General features: G+C 41.5%; 16 protein-coding genes. 12 read left to right on the top strand and 4 right to left on the bottom strand.

From position 1 onward, the window contains the following. Positions 1 to 100: 100 nt before the first annotated feature. The gene (locus tag A7985_RS04440) at positions 101 to 2110 is read right to left on the bottom strand and encodes an alpha-amylase (RefSeq protein ID WP_065789185.1); all 2010 of its coding nucleotides are present in this window, start codon (positions 2108 to 2110) and stop codon (positions 101 to 103) included. 232 nt (positions 2111 to 2342) lie between these two features. On the opposite strand from A7985_RS04440, the gene A7985_RS04435 reads away from it, so the two are divergent. From A7985_RS04435 to A7985_RS04420, 4 genes are all read left to right on the top strand, one after another. Further along, the gene (locus tag A7985_RS04435; protein ID WP_256096641.1) at positions 2343 to 3023 is read left to right on the top strand and encodes an alkylmercury lyase family protein; all 681 of its coding nucleotides are present in this window, start codon (positions 2343 to 2345) and stop codon (positions 3021 to 3023) included. Positions 3024 to 3117: 94 nt separating this feature from the next. Next, entirely contained in the window at positions 3118 to 3603 is a 486-nt protein-coding gene (locus A7985_RS04430; RefSeq protein ID WP_065789184.1) for a DUF523 domain-containing protein, read from the top strand. Between the two features lie 161 nt (positions 3604 to 3764). Beyond that, positions 3765 to 4112: an Mpo1-like protein gene (locus A7985_RS04425; protein WP_065789183.1), complete on the top strand. Its 348-nt coding sequence runs from the start codon at positions 3765 to 3767 to the stop codon at positions 4110 to 4112. A 212-nt stretch (positions 4113 to 4324) separates the two neighbouring features. After that, on the top strand, positions 4325 to 4675 hold the full coding sequence (locus A7985_RS04420) for a VOC family protein (protein ID WP_065789182.1): 351 nt from the start codon (positions 4325 to 4327) through the stop codon (positions 4673 to 4675). Between the two features lie 222 nt (positions 4676 to 4897). Here the strand turns inward: A7985_RS04420 and A7985_RS04415 are convergent, their stop codons facing one another. Beyond that, positions 4898 to 5227: a winged helix-turn-helix transcriptional regulator gene (locus A7985_RS04415; RefSeq protein WP_065789181.1), complete on the bottom strand. Its 330-nt coding sequence runs from the start codon at positions 5225 to 5227 to the stop codon at positions 4898 to 4900. An 88-nt stretch (positions 5228 to 5315) separates the two neighbouring features. On the opposite strand from A7985_RS04415, the gene A7985_RS04410 reads away from it, so the two are divergent. Beyond that, positions 5316 to 5603 (top strand): YciI family protein, encoded by a 288-nt coding sequence (locus tag A7985_RS04410; protein ID WP_065789180.1) that lies wholly within the window; start codon positions 5316 to 5318, stop codon positions 5601 to 5603. 70 nt (positions 5604 to 5673) lie between these two features. Here A7985_RS04410 and A7985_RS04405 read toward each other — a convergent pair whose 3' ends face one another. Further along, entirely contained in the window at positions 5674 to 8166 is a 2493-nt protein-coding gene (locus A7985_RS04405) for a cation:proton antiporter (RefSeq protein ID WP_065789179.1), read from the bottom strand. 140 nt (positions 8167 to 8306) lie between these two features. Between A7985_RS04405 and A7985_RS04400 the strand changes: the two genes are divergently transcribed. Next, a complete protein-coding gene (locus A7985_RS04400) occupies positions 8307 to 8714 on the top strand; it encodes a GFA family protein (protein ID WP_065789178.1) in 408 nt (135 codons plus the stop codon). A gap of 66 nt (positions 8715 to 8780) precedes the next feature. On the opposite strand, the gene A7985_RS04395 is transcribed toward A7985_RS04400, so the two are convergent. Then, positions 8781 to 9662: an alpha/beta hydrolase gene (locus A7985_RS04395; protein WP_065789177.1), complete on the bottom strand. Its 882-nt coding sequence runs from the start codon at positions 9660 to 9662 to the stop codon at positions 8781 to 8783. A gap of 229 nt (positions 9663 to 9891) precedes the next feature. Here A7985_RS04395 and A7985_RS04390 point away from each other — a divergent pair, with 229 nt between their 5' ends. The 6 genes from A7985_RS04390 to A7985_RS04365 all read left to right on the top strand — a co-directional run bounded on the left by A7985_RS04390 (position 9892) and on the right by A7985_RS04365 (position 13743). Continuing rightward, complete coding sequence (locus A7985_RS04390; protein ID WP_065789176.1) at positions 9892 to 10887, top strand: D-cysteine desulfhydrase family protein; 996 nt, start codon at positions 9892 to 9894, stop codon at positions 10885 to 10887. A gap of 208 nt (positions 10888 to 11095) precedes the next feature. Further along, positions 11096 to 11599 (top strand): peptide deformylase, encoded by a 504-nt coding sequence (def, locus tag A7985_RS04385; RefSeq protein ID WP_065789175.1) that lies wholly within the window; start codon positions 11096 to 11098, stop codon positions 11597 to 11599. 168 nt (positions 11600 to 11767) lie between these two features. Beyond that, entirely contained in the window at positions 11768 to 12184 is a 417-nt protein-coding gene (locus A7985_RS04380) for a DUF3574 domain-containing protein (RefSeq protein ID WP_065789174.1), read from the top strand. 6 nt (positions 12185 to 12190) lie between these two features. Next, the gene (locus A7985_RS04375; RefSeq protein ID WP_065789173.1) at positions 12191 to 12589 is read left to right on the top strand and encodes an MmcQ/YjbR family DNA-binding protein; all 399 of its coding nucleotides are present in this window, start codon (positions 12191 to 12193) and stop codon (positions 12587 to 12589) included. Positions 12590 to 12593: 4 nt separating this feature from the next. After that, positions 12594 to 13028: a GNAT family N-acetyltransferase gene (locus A7985_RS04370; protein WP_065789172.1), complete on the top strand. Its 435-nt coding sequence runs from the start codon at positions 12594 to 12596 to the stop codon at positions 13026 to 13028. An 88-nt stretch (positions 13029 to 13116) separates the two neighbouring features. Next, positions 13117 to 13743 (top strand): LysE family translocator, encoded by a 627-nt coding sequence (locus A7985_RS04365; RefSeq protein ID WP_065789171.1) that lies wholly within the window; start codon positions 13117 to 13119, stop codon positions 13741 to 13743. Positions 13744 to 13933 lie beyond the last annotated feature (190 nt).

Raw genomic sequence — 13933 nt, 5'->3', positions numbered from 1 at the left:
TCTAATGATAAAAAAGCAACCATAGCATTGCCGTGGTTGCTTTGGTCTGATAACCAAAGGGAGATTAATTGGCTGTCAGTCTGTTTTTAATTTAAATGGCTTATAAAGCTAAAGCTTGCATAAAGTGGGTGGGCTTTCCAAATTCAAACATATTGAGCATGCCACATTTTGCAAAGTGATTATTACTCACATAAGGTCGATTTTGCTGTGTGATGTTATCTTCCCAGCCTTGGCCGTTTTTCACATAGGCTTTGAGTTCAAACCAGCCTTGGTATGTTTTACTACAATCCATTTCAACCTCAAATTTCCAGTAATGCGGACCCCATTGATTTAAGCTTGACTCTCCAAAGCCGTGTAATTCATAAGTTTTCTTATCACCCCATTGCAGTGGCCATTGGTTGGTGGTCCAATCAAGTGCGCTACCCTGTGCTTGAGATGACTGCCCACTTTCTGATGCTTGCCAATCTAAATGCAAATCACCTGTTTTCCATGGCGCAGTTGTGCCGTTGCGAAGGTTAAGGTGTTTGATTGGGATTTGGCATAAGCTTGAGTTGGCTTGACAATTTACACCACGCTGCGATGCTGCATTGTGATCCAGACCTCCGCGTATAAACATATCTTGACCACTTTGAGTTTCGGCCTTAATGAATACAACCGTGCGTTGCCAGTCACCAACTGGTGGTAGCCCACCAGTAATACTTTGATGATGAATGGCAATCGCGTCCATTGCACCTAAAGAAACCTGTGCGTTTCCATCTTGGTCAACGACTACAGTTCTTCCTACGCATTGATTTGCACTTTTTCCACCGCTTAATTCATCGCAGTATGTGCCTGGCTTTAATCCTGTTTGAAGCTTAACTGACATATTCGCAGCTTCTCGGTTAATGGCAACAAAACCTTGGTTGCCTCTAGAGAAAGCAATTTGGTTATTACCATTGTCCCACCAATTTGAAACAGTCCAATTATCGTTTGTGTGATTTCTAAATCGCATAGCCCCTGCAATGAATGGTTTTCTGTGTTCACACTGCCATTGCTGAGCATGACAGTTTAAAGCGTTGCCCTGATGAACAGGCACTGTTGGGCCACCCGCATCGGTGTTGCCATTAAACTCATAGCTAGACATCACCTTTGGATAACCATATGGATATGCCAACATAAAGACATTCGCTAGGTCATACAGTTTTCCATCGTGGAAGGTAACGATTGAGCCTGCGCCACCATGGCCTCGCTGATTGTCATGATTATCTGTGAATACGACGGCTTTGTAACTTGGCATAAAACCCCATTGCTCACCAAAATTTTTAAGCCATGCAAGTTTGCCAGTTTTAAATGTTTCGCTCAGTTTTAGGCTGTATTTGAATTCTGTTACTAACCCATTTTGGAAGTAGTCAGACGCTTTAATCGCTTCACTTCCTTGGTCGATAACCTCTTGGAATACAACGGACTCGTTGTTAAGTTTTGCTAAAATATCGCCAATATCTGAGGCTGGCATATGTTTGCTTGCGTCTAACCTGAAACCTGCAACACCCACTGAAAGCAAATCGTTTAAAAAGTTGGCTAGTTGGGTTTGTACGTAGGGAGTGTCTGTGTCTAGGTCATGTAAACCTACCAGTTCGCAGTTTTGAACTCGCCAAGCATTGTTTCCATAGTCTTCTGGATTGATGGCGCACGTTTGGTGAAAGTCATTGGGGCTGTAAGTTGGGTATTGCTTATTACCGAAAGTATTGCCAGCGGTGCCTGTACCACTGCCGTGTGCCATGTGGTTTATGACCGCATCAACATAGATATCTACGCCAGCAGCTTTACATCTAGAAACCATATCCACAAAAGCATTGCGATCACCACCTCGGCTTTTAAGTTTGTAACTCACTGGTTGGTATCTAGTCCACCATTGACTGCCTGTGATGTGTTCATTTGGTGGAGATACTTGAACCGCAGCATACCCTTGGGGGCCTAAAAATGTTTCACACTCTTTGGCGACATCTGGCCATGACCATTCAAAAAGGTGAACAAATGTTGTGGGCGCGCCCGTACTAATTGGAGCAGCATACGCACTGGTTGAGGCAAGTACAGCAAAACTTGCAGCGATTGGGAATTTTATTTTATTCATTATTGTGCCTCTCATTTACATGAGGTTTACAATATATCGTTCTTTTCAGAACAATCTATTGAATACGTATGCAATACATGATTCGTATATGTACTGTATTTACTATAATCGAAATAAATATGTACTACTGATTAGGTATTAAATAATTATTTTTCTTCATGTTTGAAGCTATGGGCAGAATGTGTAAGTTTAAATATCATTAGATTTATGATTGTTTAAAAAGGAAAGCACAGTGTTAAACAATTCAACGTTACATTTTTCTATTATGAAAAGCTTTGTTGAGACAGGCATGGCGCCAAAAGTTGAGCAGCTTGCGACAGCTTTTAACTGTTCAACTGAGGAAACCATTGCTGCACTCAAAGCACTGGAAGATATACACGGGGTAGTACTTCACCCCCATTCTTCAGAAGTTTGGGTTATGCATCCGTTTTCAACCGCGCCCACCAATTTTTACATCGAATCAGGTGAGCGTTCATGGTGGGGAAACTGTGCTTGGTGTTCGTTAGGGGCTGCGTTTTTGCTCGACAGAGATCTGACTATCACCACGACGTTAGGTGCGCAATCGCAGCAGGTGATTATTGAAGTCAAAAATGGACAACTCACACCAACAAATCTGTATGTTCATTTCCCTATTCCTATGCAAGCCGCGTGGGACAATGTGATTTACACTTGCAGCACGATGCTACTGTTTGAGTCGCAAGTGCAAATCGATAAGTGGTGTCAACGTCATCAAATAAATAAAGGTGATGTGCAACCAATCGAGCATGTTTGGGAATTCGCTAAGGTTTGGTATGGCAATCATTTAAACCCGGAGTGGGAAAAGTGGTCGCTCGCAGAAGCCAAAACAATTTTTGACAGGTTTAATCTAACCCATGATATTTGGTCACTACCTTGTGAAAATAAGCAGTTTTAATCTGTAATTGGCTTATTTTGTCGCACTTAAAACACTTTTGTTTTAAACGATATAAACTACGCATGATATTTCGTTTTTGCCGTGGGAGTAATTGATGCAAAAAGTATTCGTAAGTGCGTGCTTGGTAGGGAATAAAGTACGATATAACGGCAGCAGCTTATGTTTGGATAAAACCGACAAACAATGGCTAGATTTAAATGTAGAACTCGCGATTTTTTGCCCTGAAGTATCCGCTGGATTACCAATCCCGAGAGCGCCTGCTGAGATTATCGGCGGCTATGGCAGTGACGTGATTGAGGGGAATGCTCGTGTAGTCGGCGATGACGGTGTTGATGTTACCACTGAGTTTATAGAAGGCGCTAGGCAAGCGTTAAGGCTTTGTCAGGCACAGAACATTCGTTATGCAATTTTGGCTGAGGGTAGCCCATCTTGCGGCAGTCAAAAAATTTACGATGGTACATTTTCAGGCAAAAAAGTGTCCGGATCTGGTGTGACAGCTGAACTACTCTCTACTCATGGAATAAAGGTATACAGCCAGCATACGGCAGGACAATTGATAAGCAAATTAAAAGAGTCCTAACAGATAATCAAGACATTGTCGTGAGTTAATGCATTTACAAACTTAGCCTCTATTTGAGCTGATAACCTAGTTTTAATAACGCTCATTTACTGTAAACTCATGTTACGCTAAATCGGCCATAGCAGTGGTTTATCATCGCAGACCAAAATCAAGGAGGAAATATGTCAATTAAAGAAACTTTAGAGTGGCAATGGAATGGATACGCCAAATTTCATAGGTCACGTGCCAATTTAGTGCTTCATATCATCGCCGTACCTTTCTTTATCTTAGGTGCTATCTTGTTGTTGCTCAGTATTTTTAATTTTAGTTTTCCTCTGCTTGCTGTTTCTGTGCTCCTCATGGTGGGCGCTATTGTGGTTCAAGGAGTAGGGCATAGCAAAGAAACGTTACCGCCAGAGCCTTTTACTGGGCCAACTAATGCCATTTTACGAATTGTTTTGGAACAACTGTATACGTTCCCTAAATTTGTGGTGAGTGGCAATTGGCTCAAGGCGTTGAAAAACAGTTAACACCCTAGCGCATTGAATTTCAGGGGATTGGAATTTAGCAAGCTTAATTTACCGTAGCTTCATATACGCTTGCCTTTATCCTAAGCTTGAACAGAACTTTACTTTTTGCTTCGCTATCTTCGTGAATTCAAAATGCGTTGTGTTGGCGGACTTAAATCTACACATAGAGTTGCTTTTTAGTTAGCTCTGAAGCATTTAATTAAGGCACATTTATGAAAATTCAATATCTTGAGATTGTCACCCTTGAAGTTGATACAGTATGTAATACCTACTCTGACATTTACGATATTGAGTTTAGTGAAATTGATTTAAACTTAGGCAATGCCCGTATTGCTCACTTATCTAATGGGGGCCTTATAGGAATTAGGGCTCCCCTTAGGCAATCTGAAACACCAACGGTCCGCCATTACACGCTCGTTAAAGATATTAATGAAGCTGTGTCTAAGAGTGAACAAGCAGGTGCAATAGTTGCTTTACCTCCAATGGAGCTATCAGGTTATGGCACTTGCGCTATCGTAATTCAATCTGGCATTGAGATAGGATTTTGGCAGGTTTGTAGCTAACCCTAAATTAATTTGCGGTCCGTAACAGAAACTCGCAGTTTGGCGCTATATATTGGTAGTTTGCTTACGGTATGTTGCTTGGCGCCTCGCCTTTTCCACATATTGCCTTATTATTCTGTTAGCTATGGAGGGATTCGCGACAAACACTTAAAGTAGCGCTTTTGAACCAGACCACCAGCGCGCTACTTCAGCGTGATTAACATAGCGAGTTTTCCAAAAAGGCTATTTTTTAAGCTCAGATTCCCATTGGGTCGCCCAAGTTCGTAGCGGGTCTAGGGTGGTCATTAGAGACACACCTAATTCTGTTAGTTGGTAGCCTTCGGCAGAGCTTATTATCAATTGAGCTTCTGTTAACTGCTTAAGTCTAGAATTTAAAACTGATGGAGACATCTTATCGCATCTCGCTTGTAATGCTCTAAAGCTCAGTGAACTGCAACGGAGCTCCCATAGAATTCTCATATTCCATTTTCGGCCCAACAAGTCAAATACCGCCATGATTGCGACACCTGAACTGGAACCTCTCACTGATTTATTTGGTAGTGGTGTGGTCATAACTCTTGCGCTTCTAAATTAGTAGCGATACGATGTGCTACGAAATAAGAAGCACTTTATACTAATAATTTAAAAAAGCGAGGGAATTATGTTTCTAGTAGATATGAGTTTTATAAACATGGATGTAGTCACACCAGAGTTGACGGGTCAACACAAGCGATACCTTGAGCGAGCATATCAAGCGAACAAGCTGATGTTTGGCGGCGGAAAAGTACCAAGAACGGGCGGGCTGTTGATTTCAATGCACGAAACTAAAGAAGAGCTGATAAAATTACTAAATGCAGATCCATTTGTACAAAATAGCGCTGTGAGCTTCACAATCACCGAGTTTACTCCCGTTATGGCATCAAAAGACTACGCGCACCTGATTGCTTAGTTTTTCATGTGTCATAGTGAATAGGCTTATTTAGGCATAAATGAGCCTATTCAAAAATACTTTGAGCTGTTTATGTAGAATAATCTTGCATTAGCTTACAGATTACTTGGGTTAATTGGTTATCTTTTTGCATTAGCTGTTTTAATTTGTCGCAAGAGACCCACATTACATCGCATGGTGTTTCACTCACGCATTGCGTTTTACTGGTAGCGGTGAACAGTGTTAGAAGGGCAATGGACTCGCCAGGGCCTTTACTCGTGCATATATGCCTTTGTTCTGAGTCGTTAATGACAGTCCAGTGTTCTTTGATACTCCCTCGACTGACAATACCAATTTTGTTTAGCGGCTGATTGGCGTCACAGATTGTTTGGCCTGCCTCATAAACGTTGTGTTCTATCAAGGTAGACAGCTGGTATCTAGTCTGTTGGCAAAGGCGTCTGGCCCAAGGAATGTCATTTACTAAGCGTTGTTCTTGCGTAGTTCTAAAAATGGTCTGCTTCTGCAGTGCTTGCATTCTATCCTCTACAGACATAATGAGTCTTTGCGCTTCTGGCTTGTCTAGAACTGCTTGTTTGAGTTGTTCAGCGATGACTGCTCTCTCCCTGTTAAGAAGAAGCCTAGTGGCTGCTTGCGATTGCAAGGCTTGAATGATTTCCGGAAAGCTATCACGCAGTGCTGCTATTTTTTCAAGTGTGGTCTTTTTATTCGCAATTACAGCGTTCATAACTTCTTGGGCAACTTGTTGGTTTGGCGCAAGCGCATGCACATGGCTTTCTAGTGCTTCTTGTGCATGAATAAAACCGCGCGCAATATCATAGCCTAGGGCAAGTTTGTCAAAGTAAAGCTTAAGCAATAATCGGTTTAGCCATTGATAGTTTCTTATGGGGGCGAGCCACGCGGGTAATTGCCAAGTGCCATAAATAAATGTCCTAGGGCCAATACAGGGCTCTCCATCTAGTGCTTGCTCTACCGCTTCAACAAGTTTTGCTGTTGCTTGTTTACTTAACATCCCCTGTTCAAACTGAGTCCAGTAGTGTTTTCGCTCCGTTTCTAGCAGCCTTCTTTTATATGCAACATCAAGCTCTTGTTCAGATACTTTGTCGGTATTTCTCACTTCATCCACATGCTTCAACTGAGACTTTTGCTTTACGGCTTCCCAATCCGCTCCTTTTAAAAATTCATTTGTCATCATTTCAGGCAGCATGGTGTGAAGTTCTGCACTAATTTTGGTTTGTGCTTTGTCTACCGTTGCTTGTTTGGCGGGGGGTAAGGAATTGAGACCTAAAAGTTTCAGAAGCAGTCCCATAGTAGAGCCATTTACTATAATTGTGAGCACCACAATCCCTGCACATAAAAAGAGTACGCGATCACCTATCTCTTTTGGAATGACATCACTTGATACCACGGCTAATGCCAGAGCTAACGAAACCGCGCCTCTTAGGCCACCCCAACAAAGTACAGAAGCTTTAGCGAGGTTTATTCCAATACCCAGTCTTTTTAGCGCAGGCATAAATACCGCAATTGAAAAGGCACGAATCAGCAAAATACCACCGTATAGGACAAACAGCATTTGCCATGCTTGTGCGTCATCCAATGGCACTCTTATCGCGACTAAGATACCAACCAATAAGAATATTAAGGTATTAGCCATATGGGCCATCATTTCCCAAAAATGATGCAAAAAACCTGCAACTTCTGGGCTAATACGGGTACGCCCGATACTTGCAAAAATAATCGCCAAGGTTACAACTGCTACAACACCTGAAACGTGGAAATTTTCGGCGATAAAAAATACCGAGTAAGCAGCGGCAATGGTGAGAGATATTTCAATCATTGGGTCGTTAAATACCCGTTCTATCCACAAAATACATAGCCAACCCACTACTAATCCGATAATTAAACCAACCAAAACGACTTTGATAAACTCAACAGTGACATGCAAAGGGGAGGTGATCCCGCCAATATCGGCACCAGAAAAGGTTGCAGTTACCCATGTAAAAAAGAGTGAAAAGAACACAATTGCGGTCCCATCATTTAACAACGACTCGCCTTCGATTAACGTTTCTAACCGTTTTCGAGAGCTGACTTCTTTTAGTAATGCGACAACAGCAACAGGATCGGTTGCACTTATTAATGCACCAAACATCAAGCAAACAGCCCAACTCCATTGCCATGATTCCGGTGTAATTACGAAAATAAGCTCGGCAGTAAGCCAAATAGCAAGCATAAGGCCGGGTACGGCAAGTAAGGCTATTTGAGTAAACATACGCCTAAATAAGTGTACTTCCATTGCAAAGGCGCTTTCAAAAATAAGGGTGGGCAAAAATAAATAAAGAAATAGATGAGAGTCAATATCGGCTATGAGCACCAGGCTTTCACTAAATGCTTGCGCGTGGGATTGAAATACGTCGGCACGCTGAAGCAAGCCTATGATTATACCCAGTAATAATAGCGCCACTGTGTATGGGACCTGCGTTCCTTTTAATACATGGCGAACAAATGCCCCAGTAAAAAGTGCGAAAATCACAAAAAGCAGGACTAACAAACCAGTGCTAAAGTCCATAGCTGGTTTTCTCATGTAAGATATGTTTTAGGTAAGTTTAGAAAAGTTATGAGCAGTTCGCTAAATTGTCTTCTTTTTATGTACACATCTATAATAAACTCCCGTCAAAATAGATAATGTAATGCTTGGGAGTTGGCGTGATGAAGGTCATTAAAGGGGGCTGCAATTGTAAAGCAGTTAGTTTCGAGTTTAAAGTTAATGCCAGCGCTATCTATATGTGCCATTGCTCTATTTGCCGTAGGGCAACCGGGGTTAACGGTGTCGCCGTAATGATAGCCAGCAAAACGGATTTCAAGTGGTGTTCTGGTACGCGTTATATAAAAACATGGCGCAAACCAGAGCATGATTGGGTGTGTAGCTTTTGTACAGAGTGTGGCTCAAGTTTACCCGGTGAGAACGACGACCAAAGAATGTATATTCCAGCTGGACTCGTTTCTAACGAGTATTTGCAAGGTATTCGTGTCACGCACCATTTATGGGTTGAATCAAAAGCGTGCTGGGACGAAATCGGTGATGACGGCAAACAGCACTTGAAAAGTATGATTTGAATAAGCCTTTTGCTAAAAAAGTGTTTAAGCCACTTAACTGAAAGTGACTTAAACGTTTAATTGGACTTATTCTTCTGTGTTATCATCTTCTTTAGGACATACAACAGGGTAGCACTTAAATACTTCTCTGATACCTCTAAAGATGCCAACGTGCAGCACAGAGCCATGGTTTTCATCTGTTGTAATGTCATAACGAATTGTTACGGCATCTGTATCGGTTAATTCGTTGGCGGTGCGCTCAATAGCATTAATGTGACGTAAATAAAGATCTTGATGCTCTGGCGGAACATTGTCTTCATGCGCAGCAACGATATAAACAGAAAGTGCACGTTCATCGAACACCTCATCTGCATGTTCAACCCAGTCAGCAACCACGCCGTTATCCCACCATAATGAAGGGTCTACGGCCACAAACCCTTTAAACAATGGCTGCATTTGTTTTGACAGCAAGCTTGTAATACTGAACAATCCGCCTAATGAATGGCCCGACAGAACTCTAAAATCGTCGGTGCGATAAGTGCCATCTACAAACGGGATCACTTCATCTTTAATAAAAGTTTTGAGTAGGTGGCTTTGTCCAGTCAACTCAGGGATTGGGCTATCTTTTGGCTCTGTTGGCGTGAGGTCTCTTGCTCTGTGGTGGCGCGTATTGATGGCGACTAAAATTGAGTCAGGTAACATGCCCATTCGATTTAAAAACCACATGTTGTGGCCAGTTAAATACTGTAAATTTTCACCATCCGTAGTGTATATCACGGGGTAGTGCTTGTCGCTATTCTCAGGTAAATGGTAACCCTCGGGTAAAATTACCCAAACGAGTCGTTCTTCATTCAGAATAGTCGAGTTAATTGTATGTTCTGTAGGAATATGCTCGTACTTATAATTGAGGTAAGACGCTTGAGAGAGGCAGCTAACAAGGCACAGTAAGATAAAAGCAAGATGCTTCATAGTAAGTTCACTCCTTTTAGTTTTGTTATGGTTACGACGAAGCAAAGCGATTAGTTTTTAAAGATAAACTTCATAATTCTTTTATTTTCTGACTATGTTGAATTTGATTATAAGAATAACGCTTGGGTATTAAACAGCAGAAGTTGAATGCCTTAATATGTAGTCGTACGATTGAAAACTGAAAGCATCTGAGTAATATGGAACTAAAATCAATACAAGGAAATGCGATATGACCAATTACAAAACGCTGAATGATTTGCCAAAAGCACAACTCGGCTTTTTCCCAACGCCCATCGTTTCCTTAAAGAATTTGTCTCGTCATTTAGGCGGACCGGAAATCTTGATTAAAAGGGATGACTTAACAGGTTTGGCACTTGGGGGAAATAAAACAAGAAAGCTCGAGTTTATAATCGGAGATGCAATCAAACAAGGATGCGACTCGGTAATTACCGCTGGTGCTCAACAATCAAATCATTGTAGGCAAACTGCGGCGGCGGCTGCTCAGCTCGGCTTAGAGTGCCACCTATTGCTAGGGGGGATTCAACCAGATCAAATCAACGGTAATCTGCTTTTAGATAAACTCTTTGGCGCGCACATACATTGGGCGAAAGAGAATCGAAAGGGCGAAGATATTCCCTCTGTAAGAGAAACTTTGGTCGCGCAAGGTAAAAAGCCGTATTTAATCCCCTATGGGGGGTCAAATGAATTGGGCGCTTGTGGCTTTGTGAATGCGGGCATTGAACTGAGTTCACAAATAACAAGCGATAAGATCAGTCATATCTTTTTTGCCTCTAGCTCTGGTGGCACGCATGCCGGCCTAATGATTTCGAAATCTTTATTAAAAGCGTCATACAAGCTAGTTGGTGTGCAAATTGATAAAGATGAACAACAAGGGAGCACATTTAAAGAACAGGTGCATAACCTTGCCAATCAAACTTGTCAGTTTTTGGGTTTAGATATCTCATATGAGCATAACGACGTTGTGCTGGAGGATAAATATTTAGGGGATGGCTACGGTGTAATTGGTGTCGCAGAGCAACAGGCCATCGAGTTACTAGCACAAACTGAAGGGATTTTGCTCGATCCGGTCTATACAGGCAGAGCGATGGCTGCACTCATTGACAAAGTTCAAAGTGGAGAACTCGACAATACCAAGCAAGTGCTATTTTGGCACACGGGTGGTGCACCAAGTTTATTCTCTTACGCAAATAAATTGCACAACTAAATCTCCTTGGTGCGAGGGCGTATGTTGAGCAAAAAATAGGTTGCATTTACATAGTCAGAACATAGAATATTTGCCGCATCAGCTTGATCCACTGATGATATTCGTAATGTTTAGAGCTTGCGAGTGACAAAGACCCATATCAATCCACTATTTTATCGAGCTGCGCCTATTCGCTTAGCTTAAAACAAATAAGAGCACGTACTAAATTATGGCTGTATTAGAGATTTTAACGGCACCAGATCCAAGACTAAAAACTAAAGCAAAGAAGGTAGAAAACATCGAAAGTATCCAAACACTTATTGATGATTTACTTGAGACTATGTATGCAACGAGCAATGGTATTGGTCTTGCGGCGACCCAAGTTGGCCGAGAAGAAGCTGTAGTGGTTATTGATATTTCAGAGAAGCGCAATGAGCCATTAATTCTAGTGAATCCTGAAGTTACAGAAGGCCACAATAAAGAAAAAGGCCAAGAAGGATGTTTGTCGGTTCCGGATTACTTTGCTGAAGTTGAACGTTTTACTTCGGTTAAAGTTACCGCACAAGATAGAACAGGTAAATCGATTGAAGTAGAAAGTGACGAGTTTTTAGCAATTGTAATGCAACATGAAATAGACCATCTTCACGGTAATTTATTTATAGACTATTTGTCGCCGCTAAAACAAAAAATGGCAATGAAAAAGGTTAAAAAATACTTAAAGCTGCATGCTTAATCGCAAAGTGCTAATTAAATAAAGGTATTTTTCAGTAGCGCCAGTAACCCTTTTAACAAGTGTGGACACTGGCGTTTTTACTTAGATTAAGGACGTAAAGGTTAAAACAATTATATTTTGATAGTATTAAGTACATACGTTTAATTTGTATACTGAAAGGAGCTCACAATGAACTGCCGTACATTGTTCTTCATATACTCGGCCATCATAGCGTTGTCTGGATGCGTCGCAACTCATACAGAGCCTGCCCCTAATTCGCCAATAATTTCGAGTAATCATCAAGGTATTAAAATGTATTTTGGTTTGTCGAAGCCAACTGGTGAAGTAATTTCCCCCCAACAGTGGCTCGAATTCGAAACCAATCACTTGGCTCAAGCATTTGAAGGATTTGCATTGGTGGATGCGACGGGGTACTACAAGGGCAGCAAAGAAGGCTCAAAAGTAGTAACTCTCTACAACGCAACTGCGAAGGATTTGGCAGTCGCTCAGGCGTTAGCTCGTGAGTACTGTCGTTTATTCGATCAAGATTCTGTGCTTCTAGTCCAAGTAGGCGTTGAAAAAATCCAGTTTGTAGGAAAGGAGTAAGATCCATTGAACAATAAATCAGTTCACCAATATCTCATGACAAAGCCTTATGCTAGCGTTAGTCAGCCCTTTGGTCCAGAAGTTGACGTCTACAAGGTCAAAGACAAAATGTTTGCAACATTATCACTGTCAAAAATGAAGGCAAAGACGGAACCAGATGAACATTGGTGGCTAAATTTAAAGTGTGATCCTGACGAAGCGCAAGCTTTGAGAGACATATTTGATGCGGTCATTCCGGGGTATCACATGAATAAGAGGTTGTGGAATACGGTGATACTAGATGGCTCTATCCCAAAAGGAGAAATAGAGCGTATGATTGACAATTCGTTTTTACTGGTTGTGCAAAAAATGTCTAAATCAGAACAACGTTCAATTATGCTTCATCTCGACTCTGATAGGGAGTAGTCGTATGCAGCCAGTGGTAAGACAGGCCCAATGTGATGATGTAAATGCGCTTGCAAAGCTAACGGAGCAGCTTGGATATAAAGGAAATCCCAATGAAATAGGCACAAGGCTTAAAGTGATTTTAGCTTCAGAACAGCATGGAATTTTTGTCGCTGAAAATTTTGAAGGGTCCGTTGTGGGTTGGATTGTCGCAGAGCGGCGCTTGACACTTACAAGCGGTATGACTGTAGAGATCACGGGGTTAGTTGTGGCAAGCACTTCAAGGGGCCAAGGCCTTGGTAAGTTATTGGTGCAAAAAACGTTAGCGTGGGCTCGTGAAATTGGGTTGGATAAGGTGAGTGTAAGTTCAAATATAAATCGAGATGGTTCCCATCATTTTTACAAGCATTTAGGATTTGAACAGCTTAAAACATCAATTAAATACATAAAATATATTTGATGCCATCTTTATTAATTTGGTAATAAACGGAACTTGAACACCAATATCAGCTCAAATAAGTCAAATGTCATCAAGGAAAAGGTATCAAATGTTCCCATTAGAAGTCTTTCTAGCCTACACGTCAGCGTGTTTTCTACTCGTTATCTCTCCAGGGCCCGATAATATATTGGCAATAGCGCGGGGTCTGAGCCAAGGGCGAATTGCGGCCTGTGTTTCAGGAAGTGCCTCTGGTATTGGTATTTTATTCCACGTTTTTACTGCCACAGCTGGATTAACGTTGTTAATACAAACGTCTGCTGTCGCTTTTTACATCGTTAAGTTAATAGGGGCAAGTTATCTAATATGGCTGGGTGTTAAAGTATTGCGCAATCGCGATCTCATTACGATTGAACGCGTTGACAAAAAGCCGTTAAAAAGTATTTTTGCAACGGGGTTTCTATCTGCAGCACTCAACCCAAAGCCAGGATTATTTGTTTTAGCTTTCATCCCTCAATTTGTTAACCCTGATTTAGGCAGTGTGTCAATTCAAATGGTCGTTTATGGGTTTTGGTTTGCACTGATGACAGCGGTCGGGTTTTCCGTGATGGGCATATTCTCATACCAGCTTAAACATCTCATAGAGGGTAGACCCAAGGTGCTTGCTGGTTTAAACCTTTCCGCTGGGTTTACGTTTGTCTCGGCAGGCTTAGCGGTTGCGTTTATGAAACAAAGATAGCTGAATTCACAAATAGAATTCAGGTACTACGCATTGATAATGTTGGAGGGTAGCTTTTAAAAGTTACCCTTTTTTATTGGGTTTATTGAATACTTAATAAGCTAACCATTAAATTGTATTTCATCCTTCATGATTCGTTACATTTTACTGTATGTAAGGTATTGGCGTATAACCGCTTTCTAATTATTGT

This window comes from Pseudoalteromonas luteoviolacea, assembly GCF_001696455.1.
In the GTDB taxonomy this organism is placed as follows: Bacteria; Pseudomonadota; Gammaproteobacteria; order Enterobacterales; family Alteromonadaceae; genus Pseudoalteromonas; species Pseudoalteromonas luteoviolacea_C.
The sequence above is the reverse complement of the archived record's forward strand: the minus strand, read 5'-3'. Positions and strand labels throughout refer to the sequence as shown.